This is a genomic window from Hymenobacter perfusus (assembly GCF_003944765.1).
Classification (GTDB): Bacteria; Bacteroidota; Bacteroidia; order Cytophagales; family Hymenobacteraceae; genus Hymenobacter; species Hymenobacter perfusus.
On the sequence record NZ_RWIU01000006.1, the window covers coordinates 70046 to 90321 of the forward strand.

Annotated in this window: 16 protein-coding genes; 10 read left to right on the top strand and 6 right to left on the bottom strand. The window is 60.6% G+C overall.

Annotated features, from left to right (window positions below):
- Positions 1-70 precede the first annotated feature (70 nt).
- Together EI293_RS16980 and EI293_RS16985 are read left to right on the top strand one after the other, a co-directional pair.
- Positions 71-2005, top strand: a complete 1935-nt coding sequence (locus tag EI293_RS16980; RefSeq protein ID WP_125439744.1) for a KUP/HAK/KT family potassium transporter — start codon at positions 71-73, stop codon at positions 2003-2005.
- A gap of 467 nt (positions 2006-2472) precedes the next feature.
- A complete protein-coding gene (locus EI293_RS16985) occupies positions 2473-3804 on the top strand; it encodes a S8 family peptidase (RefSeq protein ID WP_246010714.1) in 1332 nt (443 codons plus the stop codon).
- 95 nt (positions 3805-3899) lie between these two features.
- On the opposite strand, the gene EI293_RS16990 is transcribed toward EI293_RS16985, so the two are convergent.
- Positions 3900-5705 carry a M61 family metallopeptidase gene (locus tag EI293_RS16990; protein ID WP_125439746.1) on the bottom strand — a complete coding sequence of 602 codons (1806 nt, stop codon included), beginning with the start codon at positions 5703-5705 and terminating at the stop codon, positions 3900-3902.
- 187 nt (positions 5706-5892) lie between these two features.
- On the opposite strand from EI293_RS16990, the gene EI293_RS16995 reads away from it, so the two are divergent.
- From EI293_RS16995 to EI293_RS17005, 3 genes are all read left to right on the top strand, one after another.
- Positions 5893-6444, top strand: a complete 552-nt coding sequence (locus EI293_RS16995; RefSeq protein WP_125439747.1) for a C40 family peptidase — start codon at positions 5893-5895, stop codon at positions 6442-6444.
- 753 nt (positions 6445-7197) lie between these two features.
- Positions 7198-7638, top strand: a complete 441-nt coding sequence (locus EI293_RS17000; protein ID WP_125439748.1) for a DUF2147 domain-containing protein — start codon at positions 7198-7200, stop codon at positions 7636-7638.
- A gap of 167 nt (positions 7639-7805) precedes the next feature.
- The gene (locus EI293_RS17005) at positions 7806-8462 is read left to right on the top strand and encodes a hypothetical protein (protein ID WP_125439749.1); all 657 of its coding nucleotides are present in this window, start codon (positions 7806-7808) and stop codon (positions 8460-8462) included.
- 85 nt (positions 8463-8547) lie between these two features.
- On the opposite strand, the gene EI293_RS17010 is transcribed toward EI293_RS17005, so the two are convergent.
- Positions 8548-10566 (bottom strand): M1 family aminopeptidase, encoded by a 2019-nt coding sequence (locus EI293_RS17010; protein ID WP_125439750.1) that lies wholly within the window; start codon positions 10564-10566, stop codon positions 8548-8550.
- 137 nt (positions 10567-10703) lie between these two features.
- On the opposite strand from EI293_RS17010, the gene EI293_RS17015 reads away from it, so the two are divergent.
- Positions 10704-12950 (top strand): T9SS type B sorting domain-containing protein, encoded by a 2247-nt coding sequence (locus EI293_RS17015; RefSeq protein WP_125439751.1) that lies wholly within the window; start codon positions 10704-10706, stop codon positions 12948-12950.
- A 93-nt stretch (positions 12951-13043) separates the two neighbouring features.
- Here the strand turns inward: EI293_RS17015 and EI293_RS17020 are convergent, their stop codons facing one another.
- The 3 genes from EI293_RS17020 to EI293_RS17030 form a co-directional block, all read right to left on the bottom strand.
- Complete coding sequence (locus EI293_RS17020) at positions 13044-13688, bottom strand: cytochrome c oxidase subunit 3 (protein WP_125439752.1); 645 nt, start codon at positions 13686-13688, stop codon at positions 13044-13046.
- Positions 13689-13892: 204 nt separating this feature from the next.
- Entirely contained in the window at positions 13893-14234 is a 342-nt protein-coding gene (locus EI293_RS17025; RefSeq protein ID WP_125439753.1) for a hypothetical protein, read from the bottom strand.
- On the bottom strand, positions 14227-14460 hold the full coding sequence (locus EI293_RS17030; RefSeq protein WP_125439754.1) for a hypothetical protein: 234 nt from the start codon (positions 14458-14460) through the stop codon (positions 14227-14229). Before EI293_RS17030 ends, EI293_RS17025 begins: the two co-directional genes overlap by 8 nt.
- Before the next feature lie 239 nt (positions 14461-14699).
- On the opposite strand from EI293_RS17030, the gene EI293_RS17035 reads away from it, so the two are divergent.
- The 4 genes from EI293_RS17035 (at position 14700) to EI293_RS17050 (ending at position 18939) form a co-directional block, all read left to right on the top strand.
- On the top strand, positions 14700-15500 hold the full coding sequence (locus EI293_RS17035; RefSeq protein WP_125439755.1) for a TapB family protein: 801 nt from the start codon (positions 14700-14702) through the stop codon (positions 15498-15500).
- Positions 15501-15544: 44 nt separating this feature from the next.
- Positions 15545-16048 carry a DUF4920 domain-containing protein gene (locus tag EI293_RS17040; RefSeq protein WP_125439756.1) on the top strand — a complete coding sequence of 168 codons (504 nt, stop codon included), beginning with the start codon at positions 15545-15547 and terminating at the stop codon, positions 16046-16048.
- A gap of 150 nt (positions 16049-16198) precedes the next feature.
- The gene (gene ligA, locus EI293_RS17045; protein ID WP_170170417.1) at positions 16199-18298 is read left to right on the top strand and encodes an NAD-dependent DNA ligase LigA; all 2100 of its coding nucleotides are present in this window, start codon (positions 16199-16201) and stop codon (positions 18296-18298) included.
- Positions 18299-18483: 185 nt separating this feature from the next.
- A complete protein-coding gene (locus tag EI293_RS17050) occupies positions 18484-18939 on the top strand; it encodes a rhodanese-like domain-containing protein (RefSeq protein ID WP_125439758.1) in 456 nt (151 codons plus the stop codon).
- 395 nt (positions 18940-19334) lie between these two features.
- On the opposite strand, the gene EI293_RS17055 is transcribed toward EI293_RS17050, so the two are convergent.
- On the bottom strand, positions 19335-20264 hold the full coding sequence (locus tag EI293_RS17055; RefSeq protein WP_125439759.1) for a polysaccharide deacetylase family protein: 930 nt from the start codon (positions 20262-20264) through the stop codon (positions 19335-19337).
- Between the last annotated feature and the right edge of the window lie 12 nt (positions 20265-20276).

The following is a 20276-nucleotide window of genomic DNA, read 5'->3' on the forward strand; positions in this document are numbered from 1 at the left end:
CATTCCGGCGCAACTGCTACCTTTGGCCCCGCTTGTAAAAACCGGCTATTCTTTCACCAGTACTCCTCCCATGGACGCCAAACACCCGCATACCGCCATTTCGACGGCTGGCTTGCTCATTGCCCTCGGCATCATTTACGGCGACATTGGCACCTCGCCCTTGTACGTAATGAAGGCCATTGTTCCGGAGCAGATCAACCCGATGCTCGTGCTTGGGGGCATTTCCTGCGTTTTCTGGACCCTTACCCTGCAGACCACCATCAAGTATGTGATGCTGACGCTCAACGCCGATAACAACGGGGAGGGCGGCATTTTCTCGCTCTACGCTTTGGTGCGTCGGCGCGGGGCGTGGCTATCGGCCATTGCCATTATTGGGGGTTCGGCCCTGCTGGCCGATGGTGTGATTACGCCGCCTATTTCCGTTTCCTCGGCCATTGAAGGACTGGAAGCCGTGTACCCCAATATTCCTACGGTGCCCATTGTCATCGGGATTATTGCGGGCCTGTTCCTGCTGCAAAGCTTTGGTACCCAGATTGTGGGCAAGGCCTTCGGCCCGATTATGTTCGTGTGGTTTTCCATGCTGGCGGTGCTGGGCGTTGCCGGCGTGATGCAGTATCCGGAAATCCTGAAGGCCCTCAACCCCTACTACGCCTACGATTTGCTGGTGAACTACCCCGGCGGTTTCTGGCTGCTGGGCGCGGTATTCCTCTGCACCACCGGGGCCGAGGCCCTGTACTCCGACCTGGGCCACTGCGGCAAGGGCAACATCCGCATCAGCTGGGTATTCGTGAAGTCGTGCCTGGTGCTGAACTACCTGGGGCAGGGCGGCTGGCTGCTGGCCCACCAGGGCGAGATGCTCAACAAGCGCAACCCATTCTATGAGCTGATGCCGGAGTGGTTCCTGCTCATCGGCATCGGCATTGCCACCATTGCCGCCATCATTGCGTCCCAGGCGCTCATTACGGGCTCATTCACGCTGGTAGCAGAGGCTATTCGCCTCAACATGTGGCCCAAGGTAAAGCTCAACTACCCCACCGACGTGAAGGGCCAGCTCTACGTGCCCAGCATGAACCGCCTGCTGCTGCTGGGCTGCATTGCTGTGGTGCTTTACTTCCGCAAATCAGAGAACATGGAAGCGGCGTACGGCTTGGCCATCACGTTAACCATGCTGATGACCACCATTCTGCTCATTACTTGGCTCCGCTCCAAGCGGGTACCGCTGGCGGCCATTGTACTGTTTGCGCTGGTGTACGGAGCCATTGAGGGCTCGTTCCTGATTGCCAACCTCATCAAATTCCCGCACGGCGGCTGGGTTTCCCTGGCCATTGGCGTGACTCTGATGGGCGTGATGTACGTGTGGCTGCGGGCCTTCTACATCAAGCGTCGCCTCACGGAGTTCGTTAAGATTGAGCCTTACATTGAAGCCCTGAAGGAGCTGAGCAACGACGAATCGGTGTCGAAATACGCCACCCACTTGGTGTTTATGTCGTCGGCGGAGCGGCAGTCGGAAATTGAGTCGAAGATCATCTATTCCATCTTCCAGAAGCGGCCCAAGCGGGCTGATATCTACTGGTTTGTGCACGTAGATACCACCGATGAGCCGTACACGATGGAATACAAAGTGACCGAGCTGGCCGAGGACGACGTATTCCGCATCACGTTCCGGCTGGGTTTCCGGGTGGAGCAGCGCATTAACCTCTACTTCCGCAAAGTGGTGGAAGACCTGGTGCGCAATAAGGAAGTGGATATTACCTCTCGCTACGAGTCGCTGAGCAAGCAGCACGTCACCGGCGACTTCCGCTTTGTAGTACTGGAGAAATTCCTATCGGTGGAAAACGAATTCCCGATGGTCGAGAAGCTGGTGATGCAGGCCTACTTCTACATCAAGCAGTTCATCGCCTCCGAAGACAAATACTTCGGCCTCGACACCAGTTCGGTGAAAGTAGAGAAAGTACCGTTGGTGATTACGCCCGTGCGCGACGTAGCCCTCAAACGGGTTCAATAACGCAGATTTCGCCTACTATCTGGCCCCGATGCAGGACAACGCAAACGGCCCCGCTACCTATCTGGTAGCGGGGCCGTTTGCGTTGATTCAAGCGACTAATTTACTGCGGTAGTACTACGCCTTGACCCGCCGGCCGGCAACTATTCGGCAAGCCGAACACAATTCTATAGGTTGTACTTATCCTATATTCTACTTTCTTTATTCAATCGTTCTTTTCCCAACCAAAACCCACCATTCTATGCGTATCCTACCCCTCGCGCCGGCCGCGCTGCTGGCCCTGGCGTTGGCTTCCTGTAGTCAGGAAACCAACGCCCGCGCCCCAGCCCGACCCCACCACTGCCCTCAGCATCCAGCAGCTCGACGAGCAGATTCTGAGCACGCTGAGACAAAGCAGCCAGTTTGACTGGAACAAGGCCTCGGCTCACACCGTGTGGAGCGCGCTGGAGCAATCCGACCATGTTTTGTCGGTGGGTTACTGGCCGGCCGGCTTACAGAGCAGTACCGCGCTGCCCGAAGATGCCCGGCAAAGCCCCGAGTGGCAGCAGGCCCGCGCTCAGGTACTGGCCCTCATCCTGGCCGCAGAGCAGAAAACCCACCCCGATATGACGCTGGAAAAACTGGCGGTTTTCGAGGCTAATGCGCTGCCCGTGCTTACCGTGACGGTGCGGGAGCTGAACACCATCAAGGCCCTGCGGGCTTCGGCGCTGGTGCGCTACGCCGAGCCGATGGGCTACGAGCCGAACCGCCAGCCGGCTAACCGGCCGGCCGCCACGCTCAGCAGCAGCGGCTGCGGCAGTAACACGGCCACTGCTGGACTAGTGGCCGGCTCCGATTATACGGTGCTCAGCAACGGCAGCAAGTCGTCGTGGAACCAGCAGGATGTGTACCACGGTATCCGGGCGGCCTGGGGCCAGAGCACCGGCCGGGGCAGCAAGGTCCTGATTATCGATACGGGTTCCTCGGATACGCAGGAGAATCTGGGCACCGCCTTCAACCAGGGCCTGAGTACGGGCCGCACCGTGGAACACCTCGTCACGCTGCCCCGCAACACGATTTTTGGCATTCCGTACGGCGACGCCGAAACACCCAATGACGGCTGCGGCCACGGCACCAGCATGGCCGGGGCCTGTGCTGCCCCGCGCGGTATCGATGGCGCTTCAGTAGGCATTGCCTACAACGCCAGCCTGATTACGGTGCGGGCCGCCGAGGACGTATTTCTGGATGCCAGCCGGGAAGTGCAGGGCGTCACGGATGCGTACCTGCTGGCCGGTAACCGCGCCGATGTACGCATTATCAGCATGAGTATGGGCCGGCTGACCTCTTCCTCCCAGATGACGGACGCCATTCGCTACGCCTATGGCAAAGGCAAGCTGATCCTGTGCGCCGCCGGCACGTCCTTCGATTGGTCGGCGGGCGTGGTGGGTGTTATCTACCCCGCTTCCCTGCCCGAAGCCGTGGCCATAACGGGCGTGAAGGACAACCTCACCACCCGCTGCGATGAATGCCACGTTGGCTCCGACGTGGAGTTTACGGTGGTCATGCAGCGCAGCAGCAACGACCAGCGGCCCCTCACCCTGGCCATGAGCGGCGACGCGCCCAGTACCGTGGGCGGCTCCTCGGTGGCCACGGCCAGCATGGCCGGAATGGCCGCCGTAGTGTGGTCCCGGTATCCCACCGAAACCCGCGCCCAGATTATGAGCCGGCTGGTGGCAGCCAGTTCCAACCGCACGGCCCGCAGCAATAGCTTCGGCTGGGGCCGCGTGAACCTGGCCACGGCCGTGGGCTCCTTGGTGAATTAAAAATTGAGAATTAAGAATGAAAAATGGGCCGTTCAACTACTCCACCAGGAGGTTGAACGGCCCATTTTTCATTCTTAATTCTCAATTCTCAACTCTTACTTCTTCACCGGCAGCCACTTCGCCAGTACTGCTTGCTGTTCGGCCGTAGGATTTGGAGCTTGCTCAATGCGGTAGCGGCGCAGGGCCGAGGCCAGAAGCGGAAACGTCACCTCCCGGATTTGCCCGTCGCGGGTAACCAGCAGCTTCACTTCCGAGCCCACGGCGCGGCCGGCCAGCAGCTTGTTCAGGTCGTCGGTTACCCGGGCTCCATCGAGGCTCAGGATTTCGTCGCCCACGCTCAGGCCGCCCTGCCAGGCGCTGCCGTCGCGCACCACGCTGCTCACCGTCTGGCGGCCGCCGGCGGGGCTGATGGTAGCTCCCAAAGCCACATCGGTAGCGGCGGCGGGGGTTACGGCCAGCTTGAGGCCGACATAGCCCAGGGCCTGCTCGTAGGGCAGGGTTTCGGTACCGTATACATAGCGGCGGAAGAAATCATCGAAGCGGCGGCCGGCTACTTTGGCCACGGCATCCTGATATTCTTCATCGGTAAAGCCCCGGCCCTGCTTCTTGTAATACTGGTCATAGAGGTAGCGCATCACGTCGTCGAGATGCTTCTGGCCCTTGGTTTCCTGAATGATCATCAAGTCCAGCACCGCGCCAATCACCTCACCTTTATCGTAGTAGCTGATGCCCGTATTCGAGGAATTCTCGTTGGGGCGGTAGTACTTAATCCAGGCATCAAAGCTGGACTCGGCGGCCGACTGCTGCTTGTTGCCGGGCGTATTCTCCACCCGGTTGATGCCGTTGCTCAGGTCGCCCAGGTACTGCTCAGGCGTCAGGAAGCCGGCGCGCTGCACAATCAGGTTCGAGAAATACTCGGTGCCGCCTTCGCTCACCCACAGCATGCGGGTGTAGTTCTCGTTATCGTAATCAAACGGCCCCAGTGCCACCGGCCGGATGCGTTTCACGTTCCAGAGGTGAAAATACTCGTGCGCCACGAGGCCCAGAAAGCCCTTCCAGCCCGCCTCCGAGGAATAGGCGTTGCGCGACACAGACAACGTGGTGGAAAACAGGTGCTCCAGCCCGCCCGTACCCCGGTCAATGTTGTGCACGATAAACACATAGCGGTCCAGCGGGTTCTGGCCCACCACCTGGTGCGCCTCTTCGCACACGCGCTGCATGTCGCGGGTGAGGCGGGCCTCGTCCACTTTCGGGTCGCCGAACATGGCTACCGTGTGCGGCGTGCCATTGGCAGTGAAGGTGTAAAGCTTCTGATTACCGATTTCAATGGGCGAATCGGCCAGTTCATCGTAGTTGCTTGAGCGGAAGGTGAAAGTACCGCCGGCCGGTTTAAGGCTGGTACTCACCTGGCTCCAGCCCTGGGCCGGCTTCACTTCCAGCGTGCTGGCCAGCTCTTTACTATCGGCGGGGTACATGAACACGCTCGTGCCATTCACGTAGCCGTGGGCCGCGTCAATGAAGCTGGTCCGCACACTCAGCTCGAAAGCATACACCCGGTAGCGGACCGTGAAATCCTTAGTCTTGGGATGATAGACGCGCCAGGTATTCTTGGATACTTTTTCGGTACGCAGGGAATTGCCGCCGGCCGTGGCCGCGAAGCCTTCCACATTTTTGGCAAACTCGCGCACCAGATAGGACCCGGGAGCCCACACGGGCATCTTCACATCGGTGTATGCCTTATTGAAGCCCTCCAGCTTCATTTCCACCTCGAAGTAGTGGGTTTGCGGGGCGGGCATTGCGAGAGTGTAGCGCAGGGCAGGCGCGGCCATAGCCGAACCGGCAGAGCCCAGCAGCAGGCCCAGGGCCGCTACCGCAAGGTGGCGGGTACGAATCAGGAGCATCAGAAAAAGAGGAATTGAGTGGGGAAGCGTTAGCCCGAAAACCGGGTCGCCAAAGAACGGGGAAAACCACGAAAAGCTGCAAAGCCTGCGCAAAAATTGCCATTACCAAGGCCGGTGAGCCCAATCGACCTGAACCCGGGCTACCGGTGTCCCGTTAGGGTAGCGTTCAGCTTTATCCACATTGGCTATGCGTTACGTCTGGTTGGTTTTTCTTTTGCTGGTAGCCGTGCTGGTGGGGCGCGTGACTTGGGTGCGGCTGCGGCAACCGATGGTGGTGGCGCAAAGCTCTGTTCCGGCCCCGGTACAGCCCACCGCCTACGTACTCAGCAATGCTACACCACCCAAGGCCGACAGCGTGGTGGCCTTTGCTTTGCGCCAGCTGGGCACTAACTATTGCTACGCCGGCAGCACGCCTGAAACCGGCTTCGACTGTTCGGGCTTCGTGAATTACGTGTTTGCCCGTTACCGGGTGCCGGTGCCGCATTCCACCGCCCTGCTCATCAGCACCGGCCGGCCCGTGGCGCGGGAACAGGCCCGCCCCGGCGACATTGTGGTGTTTACCGGCACGGCCGCTACTGCTACCACGCCCGGCCACGCGGGCATTGTGCTCAGCCAGCCTGGCCAGCCGTTGCGCTTCGTGCATTCTTCCTCGGCCCGCCGGGAATCCGGGGTTAAGATCAGCCAAGTGGAAGGCACCGACTATGAGCGCCGCTTCATGCAGGTGCGCCGGGTGCTGTGAGTGGTGAAGTTATGAAAGGTGAAATTGTGCATGCCTGGTAATTCCTGACGGACTGGGCCTTCACGTATAAACCCCGGTTTCCTTCTGCGTCGAATGCACAAAGCGGCCCGGTCACAGCTTCATTCTTCACCATTTCACTACTTGCCAAACGCAACGATGCCCGGCCGCCTATGCAGGTCCTCCGTTGTGAGGCTGCTGGGCGAACCGGGCATCTAATCCTTCAAATCTTACCAAGCGACTGAACTGGGGTACAGTTCCGCCATCCGTGTGTAAGACCTTGCCAGAATGCGGGAATAGCTTGAGTTAAAAGCGAGTTCCGCGCGAAAGCTGTTGTTAAGCGCGTCCGGCGGTGAGGCGGACTACATTCGACAGGCTTGGCAGGATTTGTTTGGGACTACTAGACATTTTGTACCTCCTTTCTTTAGATCCGACATAACCCCTGCTGCGCTTCCCAATACCTTAGGGCGGCTTGGCGGGGGCTGTAGCACTCGCTACGGAAGGTAAAGTTAAAAGCCCCCCGGATGGTTCAAAATAAAAAAGGCTTTTTTTACTCTCCCTGCCCCATTTATTTCTCATCTAGCTGATCATCAAACGCTTTTCCTCCTGACGGCCCCTCGCCCCGGTACCTCAACTGTAGGCTGGCCCCAAAGTTGCCATTGGCTGCGTGGGGCAGCAGACCGGCATATTATCGTTCTTCCCAACTTTTCTCCTATCTTTTTCCCTGAAAACCCCACAATTCACTTCATCACCACCATGAAAAAAATCCTGTTCCTGTGCCTGGGCTTATTCCTAGGCCTGATTGGGGCGGCTTCGGCCCAATCTCTCTCGCCGCTGGGCGTGTGGACTAATTCGGAGAAGAAGGCCACCTTCGAAATTTACAAGTGCGGCAACAAGCTCTGCGGCAAGATTGTGAGTCTGACGGTGCCCAACGACCCCAAAACCGGCAAGCCCAAGACTGACACCGTCAACCCCGACCCGAAGCTGCGCAGCCGGCCCCGTCTGGGCATGGTATTCATGCAGGGCTTTGAGTACGACAGCGACAACAAGTGGGACGATGGCAAGATCTACGACCCGGAAAGCGGCAAAACGTACTCCTGTTACATGAAAATGGAGAATGCTAACACCATGGAAGTAAAAGGCTACATCGGCTTTTCGCTCATCGGCAAGTCACAGACCTGGACCCGCATAAAATAGCGCGGAACTCTTTTCGCACTTAAAAGCGGCCTCTCCCTGACCGGAGAGGCCGCTTTTGCGTTCTGATCTGCTTGTGGTTGCTTTCCTGGCAAGAACGCGTGGGCTGGTTTGGCAAGGTTTTTCAGGCGCTGACTGGCGGCTCCCGTTTAAACCATTTGTAGGGGGGCATGTTACCTCTGAAACCCCCCGCTATTTTGTTGAACCTGTTCAAACGCCTTTTCCCCGGCTCCTCCCCTCCTTCGGCCGACTGGCAGCCGCTGCACCGCAGCTTGGCGCAGGAACGGGTACGTCAGGAGTGGCTGGCCCAGCAGGTGTACCTGAACTGGATGGGGCCGTACTTTAAAGCGTACCACTACCAGAAAGCCGGTCTGCCGGGCGCACGCTTCCGGGTGCAGCTGGCCCGGGAGGAAAGCCGCCGGGGCGCAGTATTCATGTACGACCCCAGCATCGGGCCCGGCAATTTCCAGCATCTGTTCGATTTTATCCGGGACCGGGTGCTGGCGCTGGGCTACCACGTAGGAGCGGCCGACCAGCGCACCGTGCAGCACGAACAGTACGCGGAAACCACCCAGAAGTACTTCCTGAAGCCCCAGCCCAATGACTGCACCGATACCGGCCGTTGCAACCAGCGCTTCGGCAACGTAACCCTGGATTTGGTGGGCATCAACGGACAGCCCGGGTTTCTGCGTTTGCTCAGCAACCCCTTCACTGATGATATATTCACCGCGCCGGGGTCTTTTGACGAACTGATTGATGCTGTGTTCAACCTTCCGCCGGCCCCGCCGGAAGTAGAGGAGCTGATTGGCAAATACAAAAAGCGCTGAATACGTAGCTTTCTGCTGAGCCCAAAAAAGCCTCTCGCTGCCACAGCGGGAGGCTTTTTTTGTATTGCAGGAGTAGTAAGGTCGATTACTCTGCCCGCACGAAGCGGGCCTGCGTCATTACGCCACCCTTACCCAGCAGCCTCAGATGATAGATGCCGGGGGCCAATGTGCCGGTTTGCAATATGGGCAGGGCCGCCGTCACAGCCTGACGCAGCACAACGCGGCCGGTGGCATCGGTTACTTCGGCCTGGGCCTGCGTGCCGCTGAAATCAGCCAGATGCAGTTGGTCGCGGCAGGGGTTCGGGTAGACGGCAATGGCGGTAACGGCGCGGCCGGCCCGGGTACCGGTGAGCAGGCCATTGTCGCGGGTGATGGTGCCGAGGCCGTTAAGCAGCCACTGGTCCGGATCGACGGCAATGCTGCTGACAGTGCGCGACTCCGCCACGGCAGCGGCTACTACCGGCTGGTACTGACGCAGGCGCAGGGTACGGGTGGTGCCATCGGTGAAGGTGAGGCGGTAGTCGACGTCGGTATCAAAATACGGCGTGACGGTGGGCATGGAGGCAGTTTCGGTGTTCTGAATATACACTAAGCCATTGGCCTGGTTCCAGCGGACAGCAAAGATTGGGTAACCCTCGCCCCGGAACCACTGGTCGAAGAAGTACTGCAGGGAACGGCCGGCTTCCGCCTCGAAGATGCGCTGCAGGTCGCGGGTGCGGGCAGTACGCCCGCCGTAGGTGCTCTGATACGTGCGCAGGGCCCGGAAGAATTTCACATCATCATCCAACAGGTAGCGCAGCATGTGTATCACGGCCGCGCCTTTTTTGTAGCTGAGGCGGGAGCTGAAAATGCGGCCTACGTTGCTGGTATCGGATACGAACAGGCTGCCGCCCGGCTGGCTCATGGCCGTGGTATGCGCCTGGTTCATCCAGGATAGAGCCGCTGCCGCCGAGCTGAACCGGTTCAACGACAGGTACTCGCCATAGGAAGCGAATCCCTCATTCAGCCAGATATCCTCCCAGGCCCCGCAGGTTACATTGTCGCCGAACCACTGGTGGAACAACTCGTGGGCCGTGAGGGTAAAGCTGAAGCCATCCTGGGTGGTCATGGTCTGGTGCTCCATGCCGCCCCCGATGGGAGCCATACTGTGACCATATTTCTCGGCGGCAAACGGATACAGCCCTACCAGCTCGGAGTAGTTTTCGAGGAAGCCGGGGGTACGATCTATTTCGGTGCGGTACGTATTCAGCGCGGCCTGATTGTAGAGGTAGTTGACCACCGGAATGCGGGGGCCACCGGACGGGTTGGCGTAGTTCACGTACTCGACGTAAGGCCCTACGGCCACGGAAATCAGGTAGTAATCAATGGCGTAGCGCGACTTCCACTGGTAGCGCACCTGGTTGCCGGGCAGTGTGGTAGTCGCCTGCAACACCCCGTTGGAGCCGACTTTATTGGTCGCACTGGTCGTCACCCACACGTCGGTGGAATCGGCTTTATCCGTCAGCACCTGCTTGCAGGGCCACCACTCGTAGGCATTGTATGGTTCTGAGAGGCTCCAGGTAGTGCTCACGCCGTAGGTAGGGGCCACGCGGGTGTTGAGTGCGTTGCCAATAGCCGCCGCGTTGCTGTTGGGCGCGGTTCCCCGATAATAAATGAGGGCATTGAACAAGGTGTTGGGCATTACCGCCCGGTTCAGGCCCACCGTTACATCCCCCATGCCTACCCGGCGCAGGCCGGCACCCCGGCGACCATCAACCACCACGGAGTCGATGATAAAGGTAGAGTACAACTCAAACGCCAGTGAATCGAGGCCTTGAGTGCCGGCCAGGGCTTTGATGGTAACTACTCCGCTTACGTCACGAGTCGTATTGGTCAGGTTGAGGTCCAGCTTGTAGTATTTGACATCGTAGCGAGCCATTTTCTGACGGTGACTGAGGCTGGCATAGGCCGGGCGGGCAGCGGTACCGGCGTGGGTGCGGGCACAGTCCTCGGCGGTTGAGCCATCCAGGTCGGCCGCGACCGGGCGGTACGCCGGAATCTGGGCCATGCCCGATAGGCTGCACAGCAGGCTACCGATAACTACCGGGTAAAAAGTAAGGCGCATAGGGAAGCGGGCAATAGGGTGGAAATAAAGTAGCGTAAGGTACGCCGCACACCGCAGAAAGTATTCTTTCCCTGCTCCTGACAGCTGGCTGCTTTGTATCTTACCCTACTAAAATTTTTCACTGTGTTTTTTGCTGGATGCTGACTTCTACTCTCGCCTGTTTATTCCGGCGCAGCCTGTTGCCCCTGCTCCTGTGCCTGCTGCTGGCCCCGGCGGCCCGGGCCACGCATATTGTGGGGGGCGAGATGGATCTGCAGTACCTCAACGGCAACAACTACCTGCTGACGCTGAACCTGTACTTTGACGCTGTCAGCGGGCAGCCCGGGGCACTTGACGCTGAGCTGACGGCCGGCATCTTTGAGAAGGGCAGCAACCGCCGGATGCTGAATGTGCCCCTTCCGCTTGGCAATAACACGCTCGTCAGCTACACCAACCCGGCCTGCTTTACTCCTGACCTGGTCACGCGCAGGCTGGTTTACACGCAACGGATAACGCTGCTGCCGCAGGAGTATTCCAACGCGGCGGGGTACTATGTGGCCGTAGAGCGGTGCTGCCGCAATAACGGCATCAGCAACATTGTGAACCCCAGCGGCGCGGCCCAGACGTTTTACCTGGAGTTTCCGCCCGTTACGCGCAACGGGCAGGCCCTGCGCAATTCCACGCCCCGCATCTTCCCGCCCCTGAGCGACTATGCCTGCCTGGGCGAGCTGTTCTATTACAATTTTGGTGGCCAGGACGTAGACAATGACTCGCTGGTATATGACCTTATCACGCCGCTGAACGGGCACTCTACGTCCGGCAACCCTAAGCCCCCTACCGCCGAGCCAGCCCCCTATGCTCCTGTGACCTGGCTGCCGGGCCTGAGCACCACCAACCAGATTCCGGGCGCCCCCACGCTCACCATCGGGCGGCTCACGGGCCGCCTGGAGGTGCGCCCCACCGAGCAGGGCCTGTTTGTGTTCGGGATTCGCTGCACCGAGTACCGCAAGGGCGTGCGGCTGGGCGAAACCCGGCGCGACTTTCAGCTCAAGGTAATTCCCTGCTCCGCCAACGCCCGCCCGAAGGTGCTGCTGCAGCTGCCGGGCACTACCCGCGCCTACCGGCCCGGCCGCGACACGCTGCGTCTCACGCCCGGCAACAACCGCTGCGTCACCCTGCGCTTCACCGACGCCGACCCGACTTCGGCCCTTACTTTATCCTTGAGCCCGGTAAATTTCACGGCTCCGCTGCCCACCCTGAACGTGCTGCAGGGTACCGTGCACGCCCCCGGCCTGCCCGATACCATTACCTCACGCCTGTGCTTTCCGGAGTGCTTCAACACCCGGGGCAAAGTGTATTTGCTGGACGTGATTGTGGCTGACAACGGCTGCAGCCTGCCCAAGCGCGACACGGTGCGGGTAGCTTTTACCTCGGTGCCCGACCCCAACGCCCCGCCCCTGCTGCGCACTACCGCCGCGCTGCCCATCCGGGCCAGAGTCGGCGACCTTATCACCTTCGACCTGACCGCCACCGACCCCGATAACGATCCGCTGACGCTGGAAATGACGGGCCAGGGCTTTACTCCGGCCACGCTAGGAGCCACGCTTACGCAGGGGGCCGCCAACAACCAACTCAATGGCCGCTTCTCGTGGCGGGTTGACTGCCGAGCCGTGGATAAGCCACTGTACGAGTTTGAGTTTACCGCCGCCGCCGCACCCTGCCTCGACCGGCAGGCCACCACCCTGGTCATTCCCATTCAGATCGACTACCAGAATACGCCGCCCGCCCTTACTACCTCCTTCCTCGCCCCATCTGCCGCCGACTCCGTTACGGTGGTGCGGCGGCCCATTGGGGGCGTATTTGAGGCCACGCTGGCCGGCCTCGACCTTGATAATGACGCGCTGGTAATGACGGCCACCGGCAGGGATTTTGAGCTGGCTGCCGCCGGCATGGCCTTTGCTCCCCGCAACGGTACCGGCGCAGCCAGCGCCGCATTCCGCTGGGTGGCCGACTGTGAGGCCGTACGGCGCAACGGGTTGGAAGTCACGTTTACCCTCCAGGAAAGCACCTGCCGCCCCCAGCCGCGCACCCGCACCGTACGCTTCGAGGTAGAAGCGCCCGAGACCCCGGCTTTTCTGCCGCCTAATATCATCACGCCCTATCTGGTGGACGGTAAAAACGACTTCTTCACCCTGGATAACGCCCAGGCCAACCTGCCACCCGATTTCTGCGACTCCCGCTTCGCCGACATCCTAATTTTCTCACGTTGGGGCAACCAAGTGTACCGCACCACCAACCGCAGCTTCCGGTGGGACGGCGGCAACCTGCCCGCCGGCGCGTATTTCTACCTGATTGAGTTCACCGACGGCAAGAAGTACAAAGGCACCGTCACCATTGCGAATTGAGTACCAGAGTAAAAGCCGCCGCCCTGGCCGTCAGGCACCTATTAAGGGGGCTGACAGCCAGGGCGGCGGCTTTCTATTTTTAATCTTGCTTTCTTAATATAAGAACAGGAACGCCGCGAACAGGGCTATCCACAAACCGTCGATGAAGTGCCAGTAGACAGTTACCATTCGGAGCTGGAGCCGGCGGTAGGGGTTACGGATGAATACGAGGTTGCGTACGGCGTCGCGGGAGGCATGGTGGGTACGCACCAGTAGCACCAGCAGAAACAGCATGCCACCCAGCAGGTGCGCTACGTGCAGTGCCGAAATCAGGTAAACGAACGTACCGCTCGCTTCCTCGCTAAAGAACAGCTGATTAGCATGCAGTTCCTGCCACCCTAAAATCTGCAGGCCGGCAAAAATGCTGCTGAGCAGAAGCGTGGCCCCCAGACAGCGGGTCAGGCCCGCCAAATCATCCTGGGCGTATAGGCGCTGCCCCTGGGCAATAACGTAGCTACTGAGCAGCAGTACAATGGTGCTCAGCGAGAAGAAGCGCGGCAATGGATACGTACTCGTCGGCAGCCCGCTCCGGAGCCGGGTATAGGTGTAGGCCGCCACCAGCACCACAAACAGCGCGGCCACGGCCGCCAGCCCGATGTAGAGCATCATCAGGAGCAGGGGTACGCGCTCCATGCGCTGAAAAGTGGAAGCCGGGCGGTTTGCCCCTACTTTGTTGGTACGTTCAGAATCGGAGCTCATGGGGCGGGCGGCGGAGTTGCGTGCGTAGTAGCAAACCAATGACAAGCCCTTTAGTTCCGACCCGATAGGGCTACCTGGTACCAAAGGCGTTTGAGCAAGATACGCAAAAGCACCCGCCCCCGCCGTACGACTTTCAGGCGTAGTACTACCGGAGACAGGCACTTACAACAGACCGTCAGGCGCGACCCGACTACGCCATACAGCTTAGTCTTTGCGGAAAAAGGAGCCGATTTTGCCCAGCACCGCGTTCAGGGTAATCTTGGCGGAGCGGCCCACGCCGAACGTAACGTGGGTTTTTCCCGCCACCCGCAGGTCAAGCACCAGCCCCAGCTGATGGGCCAGGTCGTTAAGCTGCTGCAGGGGGTCGATGCTGGATTTGGGTTTCGGGGGGGCGTTGGGGTCTTTGGGCGGGCCGCTGGTGAGCTTATCGAGCACGCGCTGGCTGGGAAAGTTCACGATGAGGTAGCCGCCCGAGCCCGCCAGCTGAATATCGTCGCCGTCGAAGCTGATGACCAGCCGCGCCTCAATATCCAGGCCGCTAGCCAAGGGGGGCGGGCGTTACCGGCGGCAAAGCGTTGCTGGGCGGGTTTTCGCCCCGGGTGCGGATGCGCAACGAGCCGTTGAGCCGCCAGGTAGTGGGCGTGGCGGGGTTCTGGGGGTTGGGCACCTGCAGCTCCATCTGCTCGAAGTTGAGGGCCAGCTCTACGCCGCCGGAGAGTTTGGAAAGCAAAGAAGCGGCCGTATCGGCCCAGGAAGTAGGTTGGTCAGGCATGAGAAGGGAATGTGGGAGAATGTGCGGAATACGGGGAATGAGAACTATAAGTGGCGGCCGGTCAGAAACCGCAACCGCTCATTGTCTAGCAAACGCCTCGCGGCGGGGCAAGTTACAAGTTGAGGCTGGCAAGACCTTTGCCCTGTCGCCTCAAACCAGTTCAGCTTAGCCGGCAGAATCCAAATAGCGTATCCTGCGTATGCAGCCCCGAGGCTGGTTTCCACCCATTTTTTCGTTTTATGTCCCGATTCATTTTTCCGTTAGCTGCTCTTCTCTCGCTGGGTACTACCGCCGCCCTGGCCCAGACCGCGCCAGCCATTGACTGCGCCCACCCGTTTGGCCTCTCCGATAATATGGAGGTGGTATATCAGCTGCAGGATGCCGAGGGTAAGGCCACGGGCACCATGCGCAACCGGGTAGTAAGCCTGGGTTCGGAGCAGAACAAGAAAAAGACGCTCACCACCAATACCGTGCTGGTCAAAAGCGGCACCTACGACCTCAAAAACAAGCTACTGCGGCTGCAGGACTTCACCTTCCGCTGCCGCCAGGACACGAGCTTCACCGACGGCGCAGCCGAGTTGAGCCCCGAGAGCCTCCGCTCCTTCCGCGACCGGCGCTTTGCTTACGCGCCCGTACCACTAGCCTGGCCCAACCAGCCCACCGTGGGCTCGGAGCTGCCCGGCGGCGGCATCACGGTGCAGGTCAGCAGCACGGCCGTGGATATTGCCAAAGTATACACCACGGTGCAGAAACGCCGCATCACCGGCACCGAAGCGGTAACGACGCCGGCCGGTACCTTTCAATGCTACAAAGTGGAAGCCGAGCGGGAAAGTGCCACCGTGGCCCGCGCCGATATGGTGATGCGCACCACCCTGAAAGTGGTGGATTACTACTCGCCGGCCGTGGGCATTGTGAAAACGGAGGTGTACGACAAGAAGGGCAAGCTGGACCAGGTGCGCCTGCTGACAGCCATCAACCAAAGCTCCGAATCGGCCAGCCAACCCAAGGTGAAGGAGAAGTACAAGGTCAAAAAATCGTAAGTTCAGGTCCGTAAACCCTTTGTTCCTCCTGTTCTTTTTCCGCCATGCGTACCCTGTCCGTTCTATCGGCCGCTCTGCTCCTGCTGACCGCCTGCCAGCAACAGCCCAAAACTGAAAATGCCACCTCTACCCCCGCAGTTGAAACCCCGGCCGTAACCGGTAAGACCTACGGCGCGGCCATTACCGCCGAGGGCGCGCAGCCGCTTTCGGCCCTGAATGCGGTATTGGGCACTCAGGACTCGGCGCAGGTGAAGTTGGTGGGCAAGGCCGATGCCGTGTGCCAGGCTAAGGGCTGCTGGCTGACGATGAAAACGCCCGATGGGCAAGAAATGCGCGTGCGGTTCAAGGATTACGCCTTCTTCGTACCCAAGGACATCAGCGGCAAAACGGTGGTCATCAACGGCTGGGCGCACCGCGAAACCGTGCCGGTGTCCGATTTGCAGCACTATGCTCAGGATGCCGGCAAATCCGCTAAGGAAGTAGCCGCCATTACTCAGTCCCAGCAGCAGCTAAACTTTGAGGCCGATGGAGTGCTGGTAGCCGAATAGCTTCTCCCCCGTTTTTGCAGAGCCCTGGCCCTCCCCGGCCGGGGCTTTTTTTATTTTGCCGAAGGTTTGACAGTGAGCAAAACCCTGCGCGAAACCAGCCCCGAAAACCCGCTACTTTGTAGCTTGCAGCTCTAATCCGCCCCGCGTATCATGACCGATCTTCAGCAACAGATAACCGCCCTCACCGAGCGCCTGCATCACCTCAACTACCAATACTACCAGCGCGACATCAGCGAAGTGCCGGATCAGGAGTTTGATGAGCTGCTGGCGCAACTGGCCCGCCTGGAGCAGCAGTACCCCGACCTAGCCCACCCCAACTCTCCCACCCAGCGCGTGGGTGGCACCATCACCAAGCAGTTCCCCACCGCTGAGCACCGCTACCCCATGCTCAGCCTAGGCAACACTTACTCCGAGGCCGACCTGCGCGAGTTTGACGAGCGGGTGCGCAAGGGCCTGGAAGGAGCCGACGTGGCCTATGTGTGCGAGCTGAAGTTCGACGGGGTGGCCATGAGCCTGACCTATCAGCAGGGCCAGCTCACCCAAGGCGTCACGCGCGGCGACAGCACCCGCGGCGACGTGGTGACCAGCAACGTGCGCACCATCCGGAACCTGCCGCTGCACCTGCGCCCTGAAGGCGCGCCCCAGCCCCCAGAGTTTGAGGTACGCGGCGAAATTTTCATGCCCCTGCCCGTATTTGCGGAGCTGAACCAGGAGCGCGAGGCCAACGGCGAGGCATTGCTGGCCAACCCGCGCAACGCCGCCTCGGGCGCCCTCAAGCTCCAGGACTCGGCCCAGGTGGCGGCCCGCAAGCTGCGCTTCTACGCCTACTCCTTCCTGATGCCCGGCCGCAACCAGTTCCCCACCCACAGCGCCTCGCTGGAGGCGCTGCGCGCCTGGGGTCTGCCCGTCTCGGAAACTTGGCGGCGGTGCGGCACCATCGAGGAGGTGCTGGATTTCGTGCATCAGTGGGATAAGCAGCGGTTCGAGCTGCCCGTAGCTACCGATGGGATTGTGATTAAAGTGGACGACTTCCGCCAGCAGGAATTGTTGGGCTTCACGGCCAAAAGCCCGCGCTGGGCCATTGCCTACAAGTACCCCGCCGAGGCCGGCCGCACCCGTCTGCAGGGCATTCAATACCAGGTGGGCCGCACCGGGGCCGTCACGCCGGTGGCGTTGCTCGACCCGGTGCCGCTGGCCGGCACCGTGGTGAAGCGCGCCTCCATGCACAACGCCAACCAGATTGCCGCCCTCGATTTGCGCCTGGGTGACATGGTATTCGTGGAAAAAGGCGGCGAAATAATTCCGAAGATTACCGGCGTGGACCTCTCAGCCCGCCCCGCCGACAGCCAGCCCATCATTTATCCCACCGAGTGCCCGGCCTGCGGTACCCCGCTGATCCGGCCCGAGGGCGAGGCCCACTTCCGCTGCCCCAACGACCGGGGCTGCCCGCCCCAGCGCAAGGCCAAGCTGGAGCATTTCGTGTCGCGCAAGGCCCTGGATATCGACGGGCTGGGGGCCGAAACCGTGGGCCGCTTCTTCGATCTGGGACTGGTGACGGACGCGGCGTCGCTCTACGATTTGCCCGCCAAAGCCGCCGAACTGGCCCAGCTGGACCGTATGGGCGAAAAATCGGTGCAGCGGCTGCTGGCCGGGCTCGAAGCCAGTAAACAGGTGCCGTTTGACCGGATGCTGTTCGGACTGGGTATCCGCTACGTGGGCGAAACCGTGGCCGAGAAGCTGGTGAACCACTACCGCACCGTGGAGGCCCTGGCGGCGGCCACGGCCACCGAGCTGGCCGCCGTGCCCGAGGTGGGCGGCGTCATTGCCGAGTCGGCAGCGGCGTGGTTCCAAGAGTCCGAGAACCAGCAGCTGCTGGAGCGCCTGCGGACGGCGGGGCTGCAGCTGGCCCTCACCGGCGAGGCTCCCCAGCCCCAGAGCGACCGGCTGGCCGGCCTGACGTTTGTGCTGTCGGGGGTGTTCGAGCAGCATACCCGCGAGGAGCTGCAGCACCTGATTGAGCAGCACGGCGGCAAAATCACGGGCAGCATCAGCAAGAAGCTCAGCTACCTGGTGGCCGGCGACAAAATGGGCCCCGCCAAGCGCGAAAAAGCCACCTCCCTCAACGTGCCCATCATCGGCGAAACCGACCTGCTGGCCATGCTCCCCACCGCCACCGACCAGGCCGAAACCCCGGAGGAAGCGGCGGCACCGGTGCCGCCAGTTGCGGGTCAGCAAGGTTCCTTGTTTTAAGCACAGCGACACTTCGCGTCTCGTCGTTGCTGACGTTATTAAGGCCACCAGTTACGGTACGGCTCCAATTGTTCAACAGCGAGACGCGAAGTGTCGCGTCTCTACATCGTTCTGGCGGGCGTTGCAACTTATACGGCCCGCTGCGTGTCCGTTGGGCGTCTTCTCACCTCATTCCATCCGCCTCTATGAACCGTTTCCTGCTTGCCGGCGCTTTTTTACTGACCGCTGGAACTGCCTCGGCGCAGTCCACCAATGTAGTGCGGGAGGTCAAAACGGATTTACCAGTCGGTAAAACCGTTCTTGCGTCGAACACTGGCGTTATTAACGTCCCGGCCGTGCCCGTAGCGCCCGTGGCGGAGGTGAAGAAAACCCTGGCCCAGCCCAATACTGTGCTACTCGACGTGCGTACGCCCGAGGAATACGCCGCCGGCCACCTGCCCGGAGCCCAGAACCTCAACTTCCGCGCCCCCGACGTAGCCCAGCAGCTCCAGCGCCTCGACCCCAAGCAGACCTACGTGCTGTACTGCGCCAGCGGCAACCGCAGCAGCAAAACCGCCGTGCTGATGCAGGAAAAAGGATTTCCGCAGGTCATCAACGCCGGGGCCTACGAAGACCTGAAGAAGCAGGACGTCAAAAAGTAGAGCCGCCTGTCAGTGCAAGGCATGTGGCGCATCAAGCCAGTATCTGAAGCACCCGAAGGACAGCGTAGCTAATCCGTCCTTCTCAGGGTAAAGGCTTCCGAATGCGCCAAACCTATGACGCCAGCCTGATTGTAGAGACGCGACACTTCGCGTCTTCCCCTAGAACAGCTTACGTTACAACGACATCGTTCAACGAGGAGACGCGAAGTGTCGCGTCTCTACACGCAAAAAGCCCCCTTCCGTGCGCACGGAAGGGGGCTTTTTGTATAGATCGAAACTTTACTCTGAGAAAAGGACGGATTAGCTGCGCTGTCCTTCGGGTGCGTCGTCCTGCGTCCTCTCAATGACAGCGGCCCGTGCGTCTCACTGCTCATGTCTCGCCTCTCCCTTCTATCCTAGAAGCTCTGCACGATGCTGTTGTGCAGGGTGCGGGGGCTCCAGTAGCCGCTGGCAATGATGCGGCGGATGGTGTAAAGCGGGTCCTGCTGGTCACGCTTCTCAGCCAGGATGAAGGCCGCATCCATGCCGCGCTTTTTCAGCTCGGGGATGGACTCGGGACGCCACAAACCGAAAGGGTAGGCGAAGTAGTTGATTTTCTTGCCGGTAATTTCTTCGAGCTTTTTGGTGGGCTCCTCAATTTGCGTCACCCAGTCCTTACCCTCGTATTTCTTCACGTTGTGGTGGTCCCAGGTGTGCGAGCCGATGACATTGCCCTCATCCGAAAGCTGCTTCACCTGCGCCTTGCTCATGTAGTTGGGCCGGCCCAGGCTCACCGTCATGATGAAGTACACCGCCTTGAAGCCGTACTTGTCCAGCGTCGGCCGGGCCTCCGTGAACTGGTCGAGGTCGGTATCGTCGAAGGTCAGCATGATGGGCTTGCTGGGCAGAGCCGCGCCGGTGGTCAGGTAGGCATACAGCTGATCAGGCAGGATGGTGTGGTAGCCCGAATCGGCCAGCATCTTGATCTGAGCCCGAAACTGCGCCACTGGCACGATGTAGTCTTTGGCCCCTTTCGAGTCCTTGGCGCGCCAGTCGCGGATCTGGTGGTAGCACAGGATGGGCACCTGCGGCCGGGCCGTGATGGTGGCCGCATCGGCGCGCTGCCCGGCGGGGATAGTAGCCGGGGAGCCGGCGCTGGTGCTGGCGGCCGAGGCGTTGCCGGCCGTGGGCGTGGCGGCGGTACTGGCCGAATCGGCCGCGTCCTGGGCCTTGTTCACTACGGCCGCCGTTTCGGAGGCGGTGGCGTTTTTGGCGTCGTTGCAGGCGCTGAGGGCGCCCAGGGTGGCCAGCGCGGCGGCCAGCACGGGATACTTGGGGAAGTTCATGAAGAAGGATAA